Annotated in this window: 23 protein-coding genes and 1 pseudogene; 18 read left to right on the forward strand and 6 right to left on the reverse strand. The window is 39.8% G+C overall.

Annotated features, from left to right (window positions below):
* Positions 1–10 precede the first annotated feature (10 nt).
* The 6 genes from M654_RS12250 (at position 11) to M654_RS12275 (ending at position 5,563) form a co-directional block, all read left to right on the forward strand.
* Positions 11–2,572, forward strand: a complete 2,562-nt coding sequence (locus tag M654_RS12250; protein ID WP_026587179.1) for a peptidase G2 autoproteolytic cleavage domain-containing protein — start codon at positions 11–13, stop codon at positions 2,570–2,572.
* A 12-nt stretch (positions 2,573–2,584) separates the two neighbouring features.
* Positions 2,585–3,772 carry a phage baseplate upper protein gene (locus tag M654_RS12255; RefSeq protein ID WP_201278474.1) on the forward strand — a complete coding sequence of 396 codons (1,188 nt, stop codon included), beginning with the start codon at positions 2,585–2,587 and terminating at the stop codon, positions 3,770–3,772.
* Positions 3,769–3,951: an XkdX family protein gene (locus tag M654_RS12260; protein WP_026587180.1), complete on the forward strand. Its 183-nt coding sequence runs from the start codon at positions 3,769–3,771 to the stop codon at positions 3,949–3,951. Before M654_RS12255 ends, M654_RS12260 begins: the two co-directional genes overlap by 4 nt.
* Positions 3,952–4,013: 62 nt before the next feature.
* Positions 4,014–4,283, forward strand: a complete 270-nt coding sequence (locus tag M654_RS12265; RefSeq protein ID WP_026587181.1) for a hemolysin XhlA family protein — start codon at positions 4,014–4,016, stop codon at positions 4,281–4,283.
* Positions 4,284–4,297: 14 nt separating this feature from the next.
* A complete protein-coding gene (locus M654_RS12270; RefSeq protein ID WP_026587182.1) occupies positions 4,298–4,561 on the forward strand; it encodes a phage holin in 264 nt (87 codons plus the stop codon).
* Between the two features lie 48 nt (positions 4,562–4,609).
* The gene (locus M654_RS12275) at positions 4,610–5,563 is read left to right on the forward strand and encodes a glycoside hydrolase family 25 protein (protein ID WP_026587183.1); all 954 of its coding nucleotides are present in this window, start codon (positions 4,610–4,612) and stop codon (positions 5,561–5,563) included.
* Positions 5,564–5,626: 63 nt separating this feature from the next.
* On the opposite strand, the gene M654_RS12280 is transcribed toward M654_RS12275, so the two are convergent.
* On the reverse strand, positions 5,627–5,848 hold the full coding sequence (locus M654_RS12280; RefSeq protein WP_026587184.1) for a hypothetical protein: 222 nt from the start codon (positions 5,846–5,848) through the stop codon (positions 5,627–5,629).
* Between the two features lie 16 nt (positions 5,849–5,864).
* Positions 5,865–7,382: a T7SS effector LXG polymorphic toxin gene (locus M654_RS12285; protein WP_026587185.1), complete on the reverse strand. Its 1,518-nt coding sequence runs from the start codon at positions 7,380–7,382 to the stop codon at positions 5,865–5,867.
* Positions 7,383–7,575: 193 nt separating this feature from the next.
* On the opposite strand from M654_RS12285, the gene M654_RS23580 reads away from it, so the two are divergent.
* Positions 7,576–7,719 carry a hypothetical protein gene (locus M654_RS23580; protein WP_021837703.1) on the forward strand — a complete coding sequence of 48 codons (144 nt, stop codon included), beginning with the start codon at positions 7,576–7,578 and terminating at the stop codon, positions 7,717–7,719.
* Between the two features lie 254 nt (positions 7,720–7,973).
* Positions 7,974–8,204, forward strand: a complete 231-nt coding sequence (locus M654_RS12290) for a MerR family transcriptional regulator (RefSeq protein WP_026587187.1) — start codon at positions 7,974–7,976, stop codon at positions 8,202–8,204.
* Between the two features lie 22 nt (positions 8,205–8,226).
* On the opposite strand, the gene M654_RS12295 is transcribed toward M654_RS12290, so the two are convergent.
* Entirely contained in the window at positions 8,227–8,595 is a 369-nt protein-coding gene (locus M654_RS12295; RefSeq protein ID WP_179115763.1) for a YolD-like family protein, read from the reverse strand.
* A gap of 103 nt (positions 8,596–8,698) precedes the next feature.
* On the reverse strand, positions 8,699–9,274 hold the full coding sequence (locus M654_RS12300; protein WP_026587189.1) for a hypothetical protein: 576 nt from the start codon (positions 9,272–9,274) through the stop codon (positions 8,699–8,701).
* A gap of 513 nt (positions 9,275–9,787) precedes the next feature.
* Here M654_RS12300 and M654_RS12305 point away from each other — a divergent pair.
* Positions 9,788–9,898: a helix-turn-helix domain-containing protein gene (locus M654_RS12305; RefSeq protein ID WP_328700289.1), complete on the forward strand. Its 111-nt coding sequence runs from the start codon at positions 9,788–9,790 to the stop codon at positions 9,896–9,898.
* Positions 9,899–10,135: 237 nt separating this feature from the next.
* On the opposite strand, the gene M654_RS23920 is transcribed toward M654_RS12305, so the two are convergent.
* Positions 10,136–10,510 (reverse strand): hypothetical protein, encoded by a 375-nt coding sequence (locus M654_RS23920; RefSeq protein ID WP_236251126.1) that lies wholly within the window; start codon positions 10,508–10,510, stop codon positions 10,136–10,138.
* Positions 10,511–11,061: 551 nt separating this feature from the next.
* Between M654_RS23920 and M654_RS12315 the strand changes: the two genes are divergently transcribed.
* The 3 genes from M654_RS12315 (at position 11,062) to M654_RS12325 (ending at position 12,074) form a co-directional block, all read left to right on the forward strand.
* Positions 11,062–11,292 carry a hypothetical protein gene (locus tag M654_RS12315; protein WP_051290372.1) on the forward strand — a complete coding sequence of 77 codons (231 nt, stop codon included), beginning with the start codon at positions 11,062–11,064 and terminating at the stop codon, positions 11,290–11,292.
* Positions 11,293–11,307: 15 nt separating this feature from the next.
* Positions 11,308–11,580 (forward strand): DUF3986 family protein, encoded by a 273-nt coding sequence (locus tag M654_RS12320; protein ID WP_026587190.1) that lies wholly within the window; start codon positions 11,308–11,310, stop codon positions 11,578–11,580.
* A gap of 155 nt (positions 11,581–11,735) precedes the next feature.
* Entirely contained in the window at positions 11,736–12,074 is a 339-nt protein-coding gene (locus tag M654_RS12325; protein ID WP_035428098.1) for a hypothetical protein, read from the forward strand.
* Between the two features lie 243 nt (positions 12,075–12,317).
* On the opposite strand, the pseudogene M654_RS12330 reads toward M654_RS12325, so the two are convergent.
* Positions 12,318–12,623, reverse strand: a pseudogene (locus M654_RS12330) (alcohol dehydrogenase catalytic domain-containing protein); the annotation flags it as partial.
* 892 nt (positions 12,624–13,515) lie between these two features.
* Here M654_RS12330 and M654_RS12335 point away from each other — a divergent pair.
* The 6 genes from M654_RS12335 (at position 13,516) to M654_RS12360 (ending at position 18,705) form a co-directional block, all read left to right on the forward strand.
* On the forward strand, positions 13,516–14,502 hold the full coding sequence (locus M654_RS12335) for a mannose/fructose/sorbose PTS transporter subunit IIA (RefSeq protein WP_026587193.1): 987 nt from the start codon (positions 13,516–13,518) through the stop codon (positions 14,500–14,502).
* Between the two features lie 37 nt (positions 14,503–14,539).
* Positions 14,540–15,340, forward strand: coding sequence for a PTS mannose/fructose/sorbose transporter subunit IIC (locus M654_RS12340; protein WP_026587194.1), 801 nt, complete (start codon positions 14,540–14,542; stop codon positions 15,338–15,340).
* 22 nt (positions 15,341–15,362) lie between these two features.
* Positions 15,363–16,274, forward strand: coding sequence for a PTS system mannose/fructose/sorbose family transporter subunit IID (locus tag M654_RS12345; RefSeq protein WP_026587195.1), 912 nt, complete (start codon positions 15,363–15,365; stop codon positions 16,272–16,274).
* A 165-nt stretch (positions 16,275–16,439) separates the two neighbouring features.
* The gene (locus M654_RS12350) at positions 16,440–16,835 is read left to right on the forward strand and encodes a DUF956 family protein (protein WP_026587196.1); all 396 of its coding nucleotides are present in this window, start codon (positions 16,440–16,442) and stop codon (positions 16,833–16,835) included.
* Positions 16,836–17,249: 414 nt separating this feature from the next.
* Complete coding sequence (locus tag M654_RS12355; RefSeq protein ID WP_026587197.1) at positions 17,250–18,137, forward strand: sulfite exporter TauE/SafE family protein; 888 nt, start codon at positions 17,250–17,252, stop codon at positions 18,135–18,137.
* A 271-nt stretch (positions 18,138–18,408) separates the two neighbouring features.
* Complete coding sequence (locus M654_RS12360) at positions 18,409–18,705, forward strand: class I SAM-dependent methyltransferase (RefSeq protein ID WP_026587198.1); 297 nt, start codon at positions 18,409–18,411, stop codon at positions 18,703–18,705.
* The last annotated feature ends 154 nt before the right edge of the window (positions 18,706–18,859 follow it).

The following is an 18,859-nucleotide window of genomic DNA, read 5'->3' on the forward strand; positions in this document are numbered from 1 at the left end:
AGTGAACAATATGGTTCGGCTAATTAAGGACTATGATCATACACGAAATTCCCGCCATCAAGCACAGTTAAGATCAGATATGCAAAGTATAGAAAGTGGTTTAAATGATCAAGAAATTAAGCTTCAGTCCCATAAAAAAGCTAAAACCGCCCACACGTCGGATCAAATCGACCACGGCGGGTTTTCTTTGCGCACATATATAGACGGCTTGTATAATCGGTTTCGCAACTTGATTCTAAACACTGACGGTACAAACGTAAAAGAAGTAGTGGATGCCCGTGTAGATGCTGATGGAAATATCCAACCATTGTTGAAAGAACGGCTCGATAGGGAATATAAGAAGCTCCTACAAAAAATCAAACGGACTGTAAACGTCGACGATTTCGGAGCTGATCCGACAGGCGTTAAAGATAGTACCGAAGCCTTCCAAAAAGCTATTGGTACCGGTAAAGTCAGACTGAATCTATCGGCCGGAACCTATATAGTAAAAGGCGTAAAACTTCCGTCCTGGACGTATATGATCGGTCAGGGTATAGGAGTCACCACACTGAAACTTCACGAAGATACGCCGGCCAGCGAATGGGTCGTAACAAACGTGGATCATGCAAAAGGAAACCGCAATATTATGGTCGAAGGAATGTCACTTGACTGGAACCCAAATCGACAAGGCGGTGTAGGTGCAACCGGTGGTTTGCATTCAAGCTGCCTAACCTTTGCGAATGTTAAATTCGGAATTGCCCGCGAAGTAGAGGGTATTAATCCAGGTCTTCATTGTTTCGATGCGTCTGCGCCAACTTATAATATTTCGGACGCTGACTATACGAAAAATGGCTGCCGGTATATATGGTTTGATCGATGTGTCGGTTCGGGGTATGGCGATGATGGGGTAACTACGCATTATGGTGAATACATCTTTATTACACGGTGTGTTATGACAAATCCAAGTGGAAAGGCGCATGCTGCAGGAGCGGCCAATTCCAATGGTATCGAGGTAGACGACGGTTCTAAAAACGTTTGGGTCATCGACTGTTACACGGAAGGCAACGTGCGAGGCGTCGAAGTAAAGGCGCATACGGAATGGCCGGCACCGTCAAACGTCCATATACGCGGCTGCGAATCTTACCGTGATGTTCGAGCATTTGATTTGCGTCACATCGGCCACCACTTGGCAAGCGATCCATGGAGTGAAACAGCTAGAGACGTTACAATAATTGATTGTACTGCTCGGGAACCGATATTTAATGATCTTTATGCCGGATTAGAACCGAAAGCGCTTGTTGTTTCAGCTTACCAGCGCGTCATGATTTCTAATTTCCGGGCGATCGGTGATCCGACATATGACTATAAAGGAACGCCAATAATTGCTTTTCAATACAAAAGCCGAAAAATTAATGTTAATGGTTTACAAGTATACGGATTTGCGAGGGCCGGTTCTGATATTCACGTTATTGGGGGCGATCAACGAACGGATGACGTTCACATTTCAAACTTCGCGATCCACGATTCGGCACCGGTCGGGATTAGTTTAGGCGGCGGTGTATATTTTGTCACCTTAATGAATGGTATTGCACACACAAGAGGCGGAACCGCCGGAATTACATCTCCGAACAACCAAGCAAATATTATCGCGGTACGTGCTTACGGTTATACGGATGCGGCAGTTATTGCGGGTGAACGTTATTCCTCCGTTCCAAATAACATTAAAAGCGGATTTCGGGCGGCTTCATCTTCCGGATCTCCGTTGACTGACACAAGCGCAATCATCGCGTCAACGGGAAGCGGGAAAGCGAAAGGCGAGGCGAACGCACTCATAGCAACCCGTGGTGGTTCCACGACTGAAGGTTCGCGCTCTACCGTAATAGGCTCGAATAATTCACACGTAAAAGGATCGGGTTCAGTGTCGGCAATGGTCCTCGGATCGGTTAACGTCATAAACGATAAAAGTTATACCACCGTTTGGGGATATGGCAGCGAGCCATCTGCCGCGAACAAACGAGCCGAAATAAATGCGAAGGCGGGAACGGTTCGAGGTACCGGCGCCGTCGAAAGTGTATCTGATCTAAAAGACCTCGCGGAATACTTTGAATCCAAAGATGGCCGAAAAATTGAATCCGGTTATCTGGTGACCTTGGACGGCGACAAAATTCGGAAAGCAGAAAAAGGCGACAAGGTTTTAGGCGTTATTTCTGAGACGGCTGGCGTCATTATGGGTGGCGCAGCTTTTTATTGGAATGATCGCTATTTAAGAAATGAGTTTGGTGGCATTATCTATGAAACCATCAATGAAAATGGCCGAGAGATTAAGGTCCCGAAGGAAAATCCAAACTATAACCCTGATCTTGAATACATCCCGCGGGAAGAACGGGACGAGTGGCATGTCGTCGGCTTGGTCGGGCAGGTATATGTCAGAATTGATGAAACTGTTCAGGCGGGGGATCGCATCGTGCCATCTGGCGGAATAGGGACTAAATCCGAGGATGGCCCAGGCTTTTACGTGATGCGTATTAAACAACCGTATTCTCTTCAAAAAGGCTATGGTGTCGCCCAGGTCTTCATGCACCCACAGATGTAAGGAGGTTTAGTGATGATTTATAAAGAAGGCGAGGTATCATTTGATATTAACGTACAGAAAACCGCGGCCAAATCAACCAATATACAGTTTTTCACCCAGGACACGGGCAGCGCAAAGCTGTCCTTTTCTTTTACAAAAGACGGCGCTCCGTTGCCCCTTTCGGCCGTAGACGCCAAAATCGTTCTATTGTATGCGGATGACTCATTTTATAAACGCAGCTTGACGCTGACGGATAAAGTAAACGGGAAAGCAGAATATGTCTTATCCGATGAAGAGCTTAAACATTACGGCCAGGTCAGAGCTGAGATCAAACTATATTATACGAACGGACAGGCGATTGCGACAGTTTATTTCACTTTCTCCATTGCGAAAACGTTAGAAGATCAAAATATTATCCCTGTGGCTGAGTATTACATTGATGATGTTGAAACGTTTCGGGCGAGCATTAACAAAACAATGGATGAAATCAGCCAAACCATTGAGGAACTTAAAGCCAAGTTTGCTGATCTTGAGAACATCGAAACAAAGGACGGCGCCCAGGAAAAAGCAAATGCTGCGGAATCAAATGCAAAAGTTTACATTGACAAGCATGCGAACAATAAAGATAATCCGCACAATGTGACGAAAGCCCAGATCGGTTTATCAGAAGTGATGAATATAAAGCAGGCAGCAAAAATTGATTTCGATGCCCATAATCAAGACAGCTCACGACATATTACATCAAGTGAAAGAACAAAGTGGAATGAGGCAGAATCCAAAATAAATGACCATGTTAATAGCAAGTCTAATCCGCATCAAGTAACAACGAAGCAGGTTAATCTGATTAATGATTCTGCTTTTCAAGATGCTTCTTATGATGGAAATAATTATCCTGATGGAATTTCAACCTTTCCACTTTTAGCTAATGAGGCCATAGGATACCCAGGTTCTTATGGCGGGATTTTAAATGTGAAGTCAACTCAATACCGGTTTGCTCAGTTTTTCTTACCTGCAGGAAATATAAAAGACCCAAGAATCTCTATAAGGTATTGGTATCACAGCCAAGGATGGACAGATTTTATGACGCTTGTAACTTCCACAGATCTGGAGGCAGCCGAAAAGCAAATAGATACCTTAAAACAGCAGAACGCTTCTTTGTCTTTACAAATAGCGCGTCTTCAGGCCGATATTGAAGCGCTAAAAGGTGGTGCGTCTTCATGAAGTATCCAGCTTTATCAGATATAAAACAGTTTTATGATTGGGGGTGTTATACAGATGATGACGTGCGAGAATATGTGAAAATTAATTGGATCACTCCAGCAGAATATGAACAAGTCACAGGCAAGAGCTATGATAAGCCTGCCTTCAGTGTGGACTTGGGTATGACTATCACCCTATAAGGGTGTTTTTATTTTGCCTCAGGGGAGGTGAATACGATGTGAGAACAGGAGGATTTCAGGACATGCCACAAGCGAATGATTATGATGTTTTACAAAAAGAAATTGCAGAAATCAAAGCAGATCAAAAAACACAAGATCAGCGGATCACTACCCTCGAAAGGACGTCTGACCGACATGATCAGCAGATCATTTCAATCAATGAAAAGCTGAACAAGATCGAGGAAAACACAACTTGGATCAAGCGCAGCATTACGGGCGCGATCGTTACTGCGATTAGTACCGGCATCATCGGCGGCGCAATCGCTGTTTTTTATAATCTACTGCAAAAATAGGAGGAATACACATTATGAAAAACTTAGACAAAGGCACGGTCGTCCGGACGGTGCTTCTTTTTATTGCATTGGTAAACCAGACATTGATCATGTTTGGAAAGTCAGCATTGCCGATCAGCGAGGATCAGGTCAATACGTTGGCCGACGCTTTGTATTTGGCGGGCTCTACGATTTTTACAATCGTCACAACGGTGGTCGCTTGGTTTAAAAACAACTATGTCACCGATAAAGGTAAGCAGCAAAAAGAAGTTTTGAAACAAAAAGGATTAACAAAATGAGGTTGCTGGCTGGCAGCCTTTTAACTAATTTAAAGGAGGATTTTAATAATGGGAATCAAAGGAATCGACGTATCACACTGGCAAGGAAACATCAATTGGAAGAAAGTTGCGGGGGACGGTATTAAATTCGGCTTTATCAAAGCAACAGAAGGAACAACCCTAAAGGACAATAAATTTGAAACGAATGTTTCAGGTGCGAACGCTGCTGGGATTAAAACGGGAGCCTACCACTTTGCAAGATTCGGTTCAAAGTCAGAAGCATTGGAAGAAGCGAGATTCTTTTTATCAGTTGTCAAAAAGGTCAGTCTCTCATACCCTCTTGTTCTTGATCTAGAAGTGAATCAGAGGAATGTTGGTAAATCAGTTTTGACAGATGCAGCAGTGGCCTTTTTACGGGAAGTTGAAAAAGCCGGTTATTTCGCCATGATTTATAGCGGCAAGTCTTTCCTTGAGAATTGCCTTGATGAATCTAAACTGAAGCCATTTGCATTATGGGTCGCCCGTTACAACAACAAACTTGGTCGGGATGCAGATATTTGGCAGTATTCTGATTGTGGAAAGGTGGCTGGCATTTCCGGTAATGTGGACATGAACATTTGCTACCGTGACGGTTTACGTGCACAGGCAGCTGTAAAAACTGAAAAAACATCCTCAGTAAAACCTGTTTCAAACAAAAAGTCAGGGAAATCCAACACGACTTACACTGTCAAAAAAGGAGACACACTTTCTGAAATAGCACAGAAATACGGAACAACTGTTAAAGCTCTTCAGAGTTTGAACAACATAAAAGACCCAAATAAGATTTATGTTGGCCAGAAATTAAAGATTAGCGGTAATGTATCAAAATCATCAAACAAAAAGCAGTATTACACAATCAAATCCGGTGACACTTTATCCGGTATTTCAAAAAAGTTCAATACATCAATTAAAACGCTGCAGGCTTGGAATGACATCAAGAATCCCAACAAGATTTATGCTGGCCAGAAAGTTCGAGTTAGATAAAAATCAACATTGTAGTAATAAAAAAGGGCAGGCGCTATGCCTGCTCATTTTATATCATCCTTATTAAATATCAATTTTATCCCAAATTTCTTTAATTTTCTTATTATCTATTGTTCCTTTTTCAAAAAGCTCATCTGTTGTTTTGAAAGATTGTGAATTGCTATCCCTTTCTCTGGTTAAGTACAAACCTTCATCATTTTGACTTATCCAGTAGCTCTCATCCAGATAGTAGAATTGAAATTCTTCACCCATTTCAACTCTTTCTTTAAACTCTTCAATATTCAATATTAAACACTCCTTTTTATGGTAAACGTTTAAATTTACCATCCTCTTTCCATTCAAAAATGTGTTCGTGCGGCCACTCTGGATGTTGTTTTGCATTTCCATGGTTCGTAAAATCCACATCTCGAATAGCGCGCCCTTCAGAATCATAATACCTTCTAGTTTTTACTTCACCAGTTTTCTTATCTACAACATCAACAGATGAGTTAGGAACTCCTTTTCCTGGATGTGGTATAAATGTAGTTGTTGAATGATTTGGAGAAGGTGTAATATCGATAGTTTTTCCTTTATTTGATGTTACAGTTTTTTTCTCAATCCCCGAAACTTTCTTAGACGTCTTGGCACCTTTTTCAGCCTTAGAAGCTTTCTCAGTTGTTTTTGCACCTTTCTCAACCTTGGCAATTTTCTTTGCTGATTCCTCACCTTTGAATAATTTGTAACCGCGTTTTCCGTATTTAAATGCTTTTCCAAAAGGTGTGACATAAAATCCAGCCATAAAACGATCTTTAACTGAGACAATTTCACCTGTTGCAAGGTCGTACCCAAATCCGGCTCTTACTGCATCATAAACTCCTGCAAATTCCAAACCAGTCTCTAGATATTTTTCCCATTCGCTCTTTTCAACATTTTCAGGAAGGGTGTATGCAGGTTCTATCTTGACGATTATATTACCATCTATATAAGCTCGATACACTGTGTCATTATAAGCAGTATATTTCTTTTCTAGCTTTTCTAACTCCTCTTCACTATACACTTTCTTAGAAACTTTTTGTGCCGCCAATTTCTTTGTTCGATCAGGGTCGGCGAGAGTATTCATTTCAGTGTCTTCTTTGTCTCCGACTTTTTTCAACATAACACCCATCGCTGATTCTTGATTTCCACTCAGGGTATCCATCTCATCCGGCTTTAAAATCGCGCCTTTTTGATAGCCGGTTATTTCAATTTTTGGTCCGGTATACATCTTTTCGAGCCGCGCAATGTATTTCTGCATCGTCTCAAGGTCGTTTTCAGCCGTTTTGAGGGCGTTTGTTTGCTCGCGGTCAAACGCATGCAGCTTTTCAAGAGTCGTGCTGATTTCCTTTAACGCTTTCTGATTCTGTTCGTGAAAATCGCTGTCGTTCAAATCCGGCAGATCAACGATATGACTGACTTTTGCGATTGTCGCGTTGGTCTTGGAAACCAAATGTTTCGTTGTTCGATCAGCAGCATTTAAACCATTCTCAAGTTCGTGCTCGAGAAAGGACTGTGAAATAAATCCATTATGGTTTGGTTCCAGGGAATTCAACGCGTTTTTCATTTTCTTCAGCGCGGAACTGTATTCCTCTATGAAAGTATCATAGAACTGTAGAAAAGGGGTGTGGCATTCCTCGTAAAAGGCGCGAATCGCGTCGCCGCCTTTTCCTTTTAAAGCATCATCAAGTGATGTGATGCCGTCAACGGCCTTTTTGACTTTGGCGAATTCGTCTGATTGTTGTTTTAATTGTTCCAGCGTTTGATCAATTGCATTGTGCAACGCCTGAACATCCAGAGTCTTCATGGCATTCTCCTCTAATCCTTTTAGTTACAATCAGTATAGAGTTTACCACTTTACGGAAAGGAATTGGTTAATAAATCCTGTACAACCATGAAAATGAATCGATTTACATAGATAATTAAACCTATTTTTTGTAATGCTATTTACCGTTGTAAATAGGTTTGGTATAATTAAAATATAGAAAGGAGGTGCTAAAGTGGACGAGGTGAGAAACTGGATTCTTGCTACTGCTGGAGTGGTGACCATATTCAAACACATTTATGATATATGGCAAAACGAAAGCAAAAAAAGAGGCAAGAAAAAGAAAAAGCGCTCCCGCCGGGTAAGCAAGAAGCGCTAAACATAGTGAGTGAGAGAAGGGGAGAAATCCCCTTGCTCTCCAATTCATTATATCACGTCCACAAATTATGAAACAATATTTTAAGCATTACAGCTCATTAGATATGGCAACTATGCTCATCCTAATAGCGGGCATTGTTGCAATTGATTTTGAAAAAGTCGGCACTCTCGGGAAAATCACGGGCATCATTTTATACCTGGCTGTGATTGTTACACTGTTAAAAGGATTAATTATGATTTGGAGCGAGAAGAGACATGACAGAAAACGAAAAAATTAAATTTATTCAGGAAGAGGTTTTGACAGCAGCAGAAGCAGGGGAGCTGCTTGGTGTTACACGACAGCGCTTAAGCACCCTGGTGACTTCCGCTAAACTTAAACCCGTAAAGAAGGTAGGCACTGTGAGCTTGTTCCTTTTGAGTCATGTGGAGGAATTAAAAAAAGAATTAGAGGCCGGCCGGAAAAAATACCGGCCGTATGATCAGTAGGCCCTTCTTTCGTCGAGAGGGGCTATTTCATTTTCACGCCAACAACATCCTCAAAATTTATCAAATTCGTGTCTCCCTTTGAATCCACGACATGAAAAACCTTCCGTAGCTGATTTATGTAATGGATTTTTCCTTCTATATAAATGATCTCCCCGGTTTCAGGGCCGTTAAGCATTGGCAGCTGCTTAAATACAGAAAACTGAACTGGATTATTAAACTCCATTGCTTCACTTATGACCATTTCCATATCTTCGATCTGAGACATGTCAAGAACCGGCCTTTTTACTTTGTCCTGGTTGCTTTCTAACTCACGAAGCAGGCTGACATGTTCGGGTAGCATCATAGCTGTCCATTTGATTGATCCCCGATCTTTTAAGTTGTCATCTTTCATGGTGGTGTTCATCTCCTTGAGATGATTATAAGGGAACGTTTGTTCTGTTCTCAACAAGAAAAATAACCCATTCAAAGTAAAGCCCTCTTTAAAGAGAAGGCTTTTATTTTAGTGGGCGAATTTCGATAATAAACATTTTGAAATTAGGGCGGAGCTTGAGTGTAAGATCACAGATATCATTTGAAAGTGAATAATCAGGATCAGCTTCTTTTAAAGCCTTATTTAAATCATCCTGACTAAATCCCATAGTTACAAATAAAATATAAGCAGCCCCCATACCTTTCATTGACGGCTTTGAATAATCATCGCTGTTGGAAATAAGGTTAATTCCTGTTAAAACATCTTGTTTATTGAACATTCCTGATATTATATAGTCTCTATCCGTATTAGAGTTATCCTTTTCATTAGCCAAAATCTGAACAAAATTCTCCTTCGTCTCATTTAATTCACCATCTTTATCAAGCCTGGAAAGAGGTTCCTCAATAACATCCATGTCAATACTGTCTATGTTTTTATTATATTCATCAATAAATTCATTTAGAGTAAAACCAAAATCACTCTTTGCTTCGGTGGTTTCTGTCTTCTCTTCAGCTGCAGCTGTCTGGTCGTCAGTTTTATTTTGTGGTGCACTGCTGCATCCTGCTAACACCAAAAATAAAACCAGTAATATCTTTTTCATATTGATCCCCCTCTAGTTTAAAACGAACATTTACATTTTAAAACAAATGAGGGGGATTATCCAATGTGTTAACAGTTAAGTGAACACCCACAAATGCACCCACAAAACACCCACAATCAAAAAATATTTCTTGATATTTTATCCTACATAAAAAAATGAAACCCTTATATATCAACGTTCATGACCCAATATGATATATAAAGGTAATATAGGTTATAATCCGCACACAAGTCCACCCTTGGGAGCGCGAGCAGTATATGTCTCAGTATTAATGGGTAAATCATTGATTTAAAAGAGTATTAGAAAAATAAGATGGTGGTCAAAATGAATGGTAAGACCTTAATTGATAGGTTTGACCACTTTTTGACCACCAAATTTTATAAAAAAATTACCTCATGATTGAGTTGAAATAACTTTCATAACTGTCCACTGATTTGTTTTCAGATTCTCCGATACATAGAAATGTTTGATTTAAAAAAGGGCTTAGGGATATCATCATCAACCTTAGTTAAAATGTCTAAAAGGTCATTGGCAGTCATTCTGAAAATCTGCGAATACTTAGAGTGCAATATTGAAGAAGTAGTAGAGTTTGTTGAAGATGAAACTGCAGATGCAAATAAATAAGTCGCCCAATTAATGAGCGACTTGATCCTTGCCAATAATCAGCTTTCTTAAGAGCAGTTTTAATTATGTCACTGTCTTTCTTATAGCCAACAGGAATATAACCAGGAGAATCATGGATAGGTAGGAAATCAATATAGTGAACAGGGTTTTTAAAATCATCCACCGTTATTTTCATGGTAATGGACTTAATCATCGTAACCTGCTTTGAGCCAGAAGAAAGTCCGCCAATTATTGCTCCTACACCTCCTGCCAAACCCCACCGATTGCTGCACCAGAAGTCTGCTTACCTCTAGAAGCTTTGGACACTATTTCATTGTGTTCATTTCGTTTGTAAATTTTAAAAATCTTCTTGGACTCGTTGAAAGAAATTTTTTTATTGTAATTAGTAAAAGAACCATCAGCTTTAAAGTCTGAATCGAATTCTTTAAGCATTTCAACATTATTTCTAATCTTTTTGGCTAATTGTTTATTTCGTATTCTATACGGCTTGGTTACCAAAAGTAATATTCCTAATACGGAGAGTATCACAGCAAAAACTTTCCACCCGTCCATAAAATAGAAGAAGACTGTCAATACTCCATATAAAATATAAAATAAAACCTTATTATTCACCAGTATGCCACAATTTTCTTTCTCAGGAATGTTTATCTTGAGCAGAAGGGAAACACCATCAACGCAATATTTGACTGATTAAAGTGAAATTGACTGAATTAACTGTTGATTCCCATACCTTATATTGATATATTTGGAATGTAAATAATTAACTAGGAGGTCAAATGTGGCGAAAAAGTTTATTAAAACTATTGTCTCACTTTTGGTCTTTGTGTTGGTTAGAATGTTCTGAGTCCATTATCTCAAGCAATTGAAGAGGGAAAAGAGGATGAAAGCATTGATTTCAACTCAACTCTCAATACATATGATATTTTTCCAAAAAACATTGATGGAACATCTTCAATTTCATCCCTCAATAAAAAAGATATTCAAAGTTTTAATAATGAAGAGTTTGAAAAAGAATTTGATTTTTTAATAGAAGACCCAGTATTTCAGCTGTTAGAACAGGTGCTAGCCAAACAAGAAGTTAAGGACGCTGAAATAAAGCAGATGTGGATACCAGTAGTTGCTGCTGCTTTAGGGTCTTAATGAGCAAAGTTGGCAGATCTGGAATGAAAAAAGGTTGGGCGATTGCGAGGCCGCATGTCCAAAAAGCTTTAAAAGCGCCGAGCAAATACAAGATCGATGGCCCCGGTGGTGGTGGCAGAATTATTCAGGTTCGTTTAAAATCTACCGGAAAACCAATTTTCAGATTAGATTACTATCCAGTTAAAACAGGAGGCCCCTATAAACTTCATTACCATGTGCCGCCTAACATGAAAAAACATCATATCATTTTCTAAAGGGAGGGTTTCCAAATGAATTATGATGAAACACAACATCTACATTTTAGTTACAATAAAAAGGGATTAGATCTTGAAGCAGTAGGATTAAAGCGACTAGATGTTGATGTTTGGGACGTTTATTTTAACTTTCAGGATCATAACATAAATGAACCAACTATGAGGTTTTCAAAAATCGATCCATTCGGTTGTAAGATATTTTCAATAACAAGTAAAGATTTAAGTGAAGATGAGGCGACTCAATACTTCGAACTTTGGATTAAACATGAGTTAAATAAAGCTCTCTAATTTAAGCTCCCTCGTTATGAGGGAGCTTTATAGTAAGCTGAGAAAGAATAAACACAGCATAGCAATATGTATCTTGAGCAGAAGAGAAGGAAAGAGACTAATCAAGGCCTTTTTTGTAAAGCTCCGGATATGTTTTTAGAAGGGTATGATATTTCATGAGAATTTTTTGGTTTTTTTTGGCTGCCGCTCTGATTGGAATAATAATGAATACTATTCAAGAAATTTTTTCGTCTGCTGTCACAACAACTGTTTTAGTGGTTCTTGTGGCTGCTTGTTTGGTTTTTGACCTAGTTAAAGGTAAGAGGAGCCAAGAGCAGGGTGATAAAAAATATGAGTTTATATGGTGGATTGCAACAATTCTCATGGTTCTAGTGATGACTTTTAATACTGTCTTTTTAAAAATTGATCCTAAGTATAATATCATCGTTGTATTGATTCACATTTTGTTCATGGTGATTATTAAGAGTAGATGGAAGAAAGCTAAGACAGATTAAGCAGGTGGTCGACCTGCTCTTTTCGTTCCATCTCGGCTGATTTTTTCCGGTGTCAATTTTCTCCTTCAGTTTCAAAATAAAAGAGACATTCATTGGGATGCCTTTTGCCGAAAATGATGTCTGGATTTAGCCTTTGCGGAAATATGTTTAATTCAAGGTTAAATAATCAAACCCTTTATAATTGTATACCAATCTGCAAGAAGAGAATCCTGATTTTCAAAATGGATGAATCGCATACTAACGAAGTGTTTCTCGACCTGTTAAGCAGTACTCGCAGCGGCCACAACTTTCAAACATCCATGCAATAGAGACGCGGTCTCCCTCTTTTAAGCTGGTTACGCCTTCACCAATCTCGGTTACAATGCCTATTCCTTCATGACCTAAAGTGACACCTGCAACATCACCAAAATCAGCATTCTTCACATGTAAGTCAGTATGACATATATCACAGTATTCCATCTTCACTTTAGCTTCACCATGTTTTATAGGACGCAATTCTTTTTTTACTATTTCTACATTTTTGTCTTTCGTTGCTACTACTGCTTTCATCTAAATAACACCATTTCCAATTTATGTTAGGGTATAAAACCTACACTGGTAATTTAGCACAATATTCTTCTTGGAAAATCAACATAAATATGAATTTTTTTTTAGATAAATGGCAGACTATGAACGCAGAGCAGTCGAATTCTCTCGACAGCTTTACCAACGTCTTGCTCAAAGCAACAGAGTATAGAGTGAAACTTTCCAAGTTGTATCCGTAAAATTGGAAGCTGTTAAACGTTGTCAGTTCCATTTAGCATCTTAGTCTGGTGACAGGTGACCATCAACCACAGGTCATATCTGACTCTATCTCTGTATGCTTCAAATCGGCATTGACATTTATATTTCGGCCCTATTTTTTCTTTGCAATTAGGGATGATTGGGAAGTATAAGTATACATAGTCAACTTTGATCCTGACGATAAAATGACTGAGTTGTGCAGACTCTTTTCGTTTTGCGACTTGTACTTGCAGAGTTCGCAAGCTATTCGATGAGAATGATAAAAATATTGTGATCTATCACAATATTTACAATTAAACGACTTATTTTATCGTCTTGATTTTTCATAAAAATGTCATAGAGGAGTCGATCTGCAACCTTTTTCCTATGTTATTGTAATAATTGAACAAATAATCCGATAGGGAGATGAAGCGATCAGTATAGTATAAATAAATAAACTGGTAGTTTTTTAATGTATTTATAAGTGACGATTAAGAATCAACGAGGCTTAAAAACAGTAAAATGAAAGCGGTTTATAGAAATGGTGATACAGAATGAGGGGGTCTTAAGAGGAGAAAAATCCTTTTAAATGACAAAGACTGACGAAACTGAAGTATAAATAGTTGTGTTGGTTGTGTCTATTCAAAAAAAGAAGGATGGAATATTAGGAGGCAGAGAGATGGTAGGGATTATCCTGGCAAGCCATGGAGGATTTGCTGAAGGCATCTTACAATCTGGCACAATGATTTTGGGAGAACAAGAAAACGTTAAGGCTGTCACCTTAATGCCAAGCGAAGGTCCAGACGATTTGAGAGCAAAAATGGAAGCAGCAATTGCATCTTTTGATAATCAAGATGAAGTATTATTCCTAGTCGATCTATGGGGAGGTACACCATTCAATCAAGCTAACCGCTTGTATGAAGAACACAAAGACAAATGGGCAATCGTTGCTGGTATGAGTTTGCCAATGTTGATTGAAGCTTATGCATCCCGTTTTTCAATGACGTCTGCTCAAGAAATCGCAGCACACATCATCAAAACAGCAAAAGAAGGGGTTAGAATGAAGCCTGTAGAGCTAGAACCTAAAGACAATACTGTGGCTCAAGTTGCTGAAGGTGGACAAGCAAAAGGTGTGCTTCCTCCTGGTAAAGTAGTTGGTGACGGGAAGATTCAGTTCGTTTTAGTCCGCGTGGATTCTCGTTTATTGCATGGTCAGGTGGCGACTGCATGGACAAAGGCTACAAAACCAAATCGTATTATCGTAGTTTCAGATGCAGTGTCTAGAGATGACCTTCGAAAGAAATTGATCGAGCAGGCCGCACCGCCAGGGGTTAAGGCAAATGTTGTTCCAATCAGCAAAATACTGGAAGTTGCAAAAGATCCCCGTTTTGGTGACACAAAAGCACTGTTATTATTTGAAAACCCATTAGATGTCCTAAGAGTTATTGAGGAGGGCGTGGATATTAAAGAAGTGAACGTTGGATCTATGGCTCATTCAACCGGTAAAGTGGCCGTTAGCAATGTACTTTCTATGGGACGAGAAGATGTTGAGGCTTTCGAGAAAATGAAAGAAAAAGGCATCCAGTTTGATGTACGGAAAGTACCCAGTGATTCTCGTGTAGACATGGATGACATTCTAAACAAAGCGAAGGATGAATTAGCATAGCGATATAACAAAATTTATATAAAAAGGAGGGCATATGATGTCTATTATAGCAATTGTTTTCATCATTTTAATTGCTTTTCTAGCTGGTATGGAAGGGATATTAGATGAATTTCAATTCCATCAACCACTAGTGGCATGTACATTAATCGGTTTAGTAACAGGTAACTTGGAGGCCGGTATTGTTCTTGGCGGTACACTTCAGATGATTGCACTTGGATGGGCGAATATCGGAGCAGCCGTAGCGCCGGATGCTGCATTTGCGTCAGTTGCATCAGCAATTATTTTAGTATTGGGCGGACAAGGTGTTGACGGTGTCGCATCGGCAATCGCAGTAGCGGTTCCACTTGCAGTAGCGGGTCTTTTCTTAACAATGATCGTTCGTACAATTGCTGTTCCTATCGTACATATGATGGATGCCGCAGCTGAAGAAGGAAATTTCAGAAGGATCGAAATTTTGCATATCGTTGCGGTGTGTTTACAAGGTATCAGAATTGCGATTCCTGCAGGAGCACTTTTATTCATCCCGGCAGAAAGCGTTCAATCATTCTTGGAGTCAATGCCTGCATGGCTAACAGACGGAATGGCTATTGGTGGTGGAATGGTGGTCGCTGTTGGGTATGCACTAGTTATTAATATGATGGCAACAAAAGAAGTATGGCCGTTCTTCATTATTGGTTTCGTAATAGCTGCAATTTCTGAATTAACACTTATTGCACTTGGTGCATTGGGTGTAGCGTTAGCTCTTATTTACTTGAATCTTTCTAAAATGGGCGGTTCTTCAAATGGCGGCGGAGGCAATTCCGGCGACCCGCTTGGTGATATCTTAAACGATTATTAATTCTAAAAGGAGGAGAAGAGAAATGGCAGAAAAAATACAACTAACAAAAAGGGATCGCTTAACCGTTGCATGGCGTTCTACATTTATTCAAGGTTCTTGGAACTATGAACGCATGCAGAATGGCGGCTGGGCCTTCTCAATGATTCCGGCAATCAAAAAATTATATCAATCAAAAGAAGATCGTGTAGCAGCGTTAAAACGTCACTTGGAATTTTTTAATACGCATCCTTATATAGCTTCACCGATTCTGGGAGTTACACTAGCACTTGAAGAAGAATGTGCTAATGGTTCAAAAGTTGATGATGTGGCCATTCAAGGAGTTAAAGTTGGGATGATGGGTCCTTTAGCCGGTGTTGGTGATCCAGTATTTTGGTTTACATTACGTCCGATGTTAGGTGCTTTAGGGGCATCATTAGCAATGGGTGGAAGCATCCTTGGGCCAATCCTTTTCTTCTTGGCTTGGAACCTGATTCGTTGGGGATTTATGTGGTATACACAAGAATTTGGATATAAAGCCGGTTCTAAAATCACCGATAATCTTTCAGGCGGATTATTGCAAGATGTTACAAAAGGTGCATCAATCCTTGGTATGTTTGTTCTTGCTGCCTTAGTGCAACGGTGGGTATCGATTAAATTCTTGCCAGTCGTTTCTGAAGTTAAGTTAGATAAAGGCGCGTATATTGAATGGGACAAACTTCCTGGAGGCGGAGAAGGGATTCGTCAAGCTTTTGAACAAGTAAACTCGGGACTGGCACTTTCATCTACGAAAGTAACAACCTTACAAGATAACTTGGATCAATTAATTCCTGGTTTGGCTGCATTGCTTCTGACATTCTTATGTATGTGGTTGCTTAAGAAAAAAGTCAGCCCAATTGTCATTATTCTTGGCTTATTCGTATTTGGGGTAGTTGGTCACGTTATTGGGCTTTTATAATTAAAGTGAGGATTATTGATTGAAGTATAGTGTAGTAGCACACTTCTGTCGTCTGTGAATCGATAATAGTTCGCATACAAAAAGTGGCTGGAAAATGATTGTCTGAGCCATTTTTTGTATTGGGTTGAAATGAATAAATCAGATAAATGAAATGGAGTGGATATCATGGTTCAATCAATTAATACAAAGGTCGATTTAGTAATGGATGCCACCGCTTTTACGGGATTGACGGACTATGGGAAAATTATGATTGGTGATCAAGGGTTTGAATTTTATAACTCCCGTGATCCTCGTAAATTTATTCAAATTCCATGGGAGGAAGTAGACTATGTCATAGCCTCTGTGATGTTTAAGGGGAAATGGATTCCGCGTTATGCGATTGAAACGAAGAAAAATGGGACCTTCATTTTTTCTTCTAAGGAACCTAAGAAAGTTCTTCGGGTCATACGAGAATATGTAAATCCCGATCACATGGTACGGTCCTTAAGTTTCTTTGATGTTATTAAACGAGCTTTTAAGTCGATAGGTAAGAAGAATAATGGAATGAAAAGAAGAAGGTGATTTTTCATTTTAAGTATACTAAGGTTATTCATGTTTTAGATTTAATTAGAGGAATTAAACATGAAAACAAATACTAAGGAGTATGTGGAGATCATGGTACATATCGACCCTAGAACACGCACCGTTGCTTCTTCTTGAACAAGCTTTACATTTCGTGTAGTTTTGCCCTTGCCCGTTCTTTCGCTTCCCCTTGACACTTTTCCTGTAGTAATTCAAAGCGGCGTCCGTCCTTAACATCTCCATTTGCTCACTTTCTCTCAACGGGATGATCACATTTTACCAACAGATGATCTGAGGATTTTCCATTTAAAATGAGTGAAGATTTTTTATTTTTTAAATTCACACTTTACAGGTGGGGATAATATGAATTATGATATTTAACAATAAAATAAGCCAACGAACTGAGGGGGAAAAATGAAAAAGTTAATTGTGTTTGTCTTTATTGGATTATTTGCACAGCTGATAGACGGTGCCTTAGGAATGGCGTACGGGGTGACTTCATCCTCGCTGCTGCTTGCTTTTGGAATCGCACCGGCGGTTGCCTCAGCATCCGTCCACCTGGCGGAAGTCGTCACAACCGCTGCGTCAGGTGTGTCGCATATTAAGTTTGGAAACGTCGATAAACAAACGCTCAAACGCCTTGTCATCCCTGGATCAATCGGGGCATTTCTCGGCGCTGCATTTTTAAGTAACATCCCCGGAGAACTTGCAAAACCTTATATTTCAATGTTTTTGCTCGTCCTTGGTGTGTATGTGCTCATTCGCTTTCTGTTCATGTTTAAAATGGGAGAGCAAAAAAGCGGTGTCAGTCTTTCGAGAGGGAAAGCCGTTCCTTTAGGGCTAATTGCCGGTTTTGCCGATGCGACCGGAGGGGGAGGCTGGGGACCGATTGCCACCCCGGTCCTGTTATCCAAAAAAGGAGCCAGTGCCCGAAAAGTGGTGGGAACTGTTGATACAAGCGAGTTTGCCATTGCCGTTTCGGCAACGTTAGGATTTTTCATTTCCCTCGGCTGGGAAGAAGTGAATTGGCTGTGGGTCGGCGCGTTGATGATTGGCGGAATCATTGCGGCTCCGATTGCCGCCTGGCTGGTACAAAAGGTTCACACCCGATTAATGGGCGTTCTGGTCGGCGGGTTGATCATCCTCGTCAACGCAAGAACGCTGATCAATTCGTGGTTCGATCAAACAGCATTATATCCGATGGTTTATGTTGGAATCATTGCAGTTTGGATATCAGCTATTGTTTATATTGTCATTAAAATAAGAACAAGTGATCCAGCTGCTCAAGCGTTAAATCAATAGCTCTCCGCGTGGCCCGGATAACAGAAGGAACATTCGTAAAAGACATGAGATTTGAACAAATGTTTAGGGATAAGCGCCATGGGGATTGGAGCTAGTACGGTTTGGATCAAAGTCAAGATGTGAGAAAACAGCCATCAAAGCAGAATCTTTCGATCAACCACATGCCATCTTCACCTTAAAGGGACAGAGGTGAAGGTTCAAAAAGGAGACGGAGTTGTTGAAGCCTGCAATATGCTATACTTTATATACCAAAATATCGGAGGCTTGAACATTGGTTAACTTTGATCCTGAAAAATTGAAGAAACTCCTTGATTCTGCGACAAACCCAGCAAATCCAAAGGATACAAAAATAAAGAATTATTACGTGAATCAAGAGTTTGTAGCCTTTGATATTGATTCTGAAAATGTGGAGATTGCTTTGCGCATTGCTGGTCATTTAGGAAAAACCGCCACGACCTTTACGATAACAAACTTCCTTTTTCCTGACACAAACAAAATTGACTACATTCAATTTATGGTTTTTAAAATCAATGACCCAGAACTTTTAGCATTCTTAGATGAAATATAAAAGCAAACCCCACAAAAAGTGGGGTTTCTTATGTGTTTTTTCCCTTGGTCCTTTTTCGGCTGCCTTAAAGCTTCATATGAAAAGAAAGTTGGAAAGTTTAAAAAAGCCCTTTCCACTTTATAAAAATTACCTTAATTATTCCAGGTCAACATTG

The organism is Bacillus sp. NSP9.1 (assembly GCF_000465465.2).
GTDB classification, from domain to species: Bacteria; Bacillota; Bacilli; order Bacillales; family Bacillaceae; genus Bacillus; species Bacillus sonorensis_A.

Coding starts and splice junctions, on each gene's coding strand:
- M654_RS12265 (WP_026587181.1), top strand. CDS start 4,014: ATGCCACAAGCGAATGATTATGATGTTTTACAAAAAGAAATTGCAGAA.
- M654_RS12355 (WP_026587197.1), top strand. CDS start 17,250: ATGAAAAAGTTAATTGTGTTTGTCTTTATTGGATTATTTGCACAGCTG.
- M654_RS12270 (WP_026587182.1), top strand. CDS start 4,298: ATGAAAAACTTAGACAAAGGCACGGTCGTCCGGACGGTGCTTCTTTTT.
- M654_RS12315 (WP_051290372.1), top strand. CDS start 11,062: ATGAAAAAAGGTTGGGCGATTGCGAGGCCGCATGTCCAAAAAGCTTTA.
- M654_RS12320 (WP_026587190.1), top strand. CDS start 11,308: ATGAATTATGATGAAACACAACATCTACATTTTAGTTACAATAAAAAG.
- M654_RS12290 (WP_026587187.1), top strand. CDS start 7,974: ATGACAGAAAACGAAAAAATTAAATTTATTCAGGAAGAGGTTTTGACA.
- M654_RS12285 (WP_026587185.1), bottom strand. CDS start 7,382: ATGAAGACTCTGGATGTTCAGGCGTTGCACAATGCAATTGATCAAACG.
- M654_RS12295 (WP_179115763.1), bottom strand. CDS start 8,595: ATGAAAGATGACAACTTAAAAGATCGGGGATCAATCAAATGGACAGCT.
- M654_RS12345 (WP_026587195.1), top strand. CDS start 15,363: ATGGCAGAAAAAATACAACTAACAAAAAGGGATCGCTTAACCGTTGCA.
- M654_RS12340 (WP_026587194.1), top strand. CDS start 14,540: ATGTCTATTATAGCAATTGTTTTCATCATTTTAATTGCTTTTCTAGCT.
- M654_RS12275 (WP_026587183.1), top strand. CDS start 4,610: ATGGGAATCAAAGGAATCGACGTATCACACTGGCAAGGAAACATCAAT.
- M654_RS12255 (WP_201278474.1), top strand. CDS start 2,585: ATGATTTATAAAGAAGGCGAGGTATCATTTGATATTAACGTACAGAAA.
- M654_RS12260 (WP_026587180.1), top strand. CDS start 3,769: ATGAAGTATCCAGCTTTATCAGATATAAAACAGTTTTATGATTGGGGG.
- M654_RS12305 (WP_328700289.1), top strand. CDS start 9,788: ATGTCTAAAAGGTCATTGGCAGTCATTCTGAAAATCTGCGAATACTTA.
- M654_RS12325 (WP_035428098.1), top strand. CDS start 11,736: ATGAGAATTTTTTGGTTTTTTTTGGCTGCCGCTCTGATTGGAATAATA.
- M654_RS12300 (WP_026587189.1), bottom strand. CDS start 9,274: ATGAAAAAGATATTACTGGTTTTATTTTTGGTGTTAGCAGGATGCAGC.
- M654_RS12350 (WP_026587196.1), top strand. CDS start 16,440: ATGGTTCAATCAATTAATACAAAGGTCGATTTAGTAATGGATGCCACC.
- M654_RS12335 (WP_026587193.1), top strand. CDS start 13,516: ATGGTAGGGATTATCCTGGCAAGCCATGGAGGATTTGCTGAAGGCATC.
- M654_RS12250 (WP_026587179.1), top strand. CDS start 11: ATGGTTCGGCTAATTAAGGACTATGATCATACACGAAATTCCCGCCAT.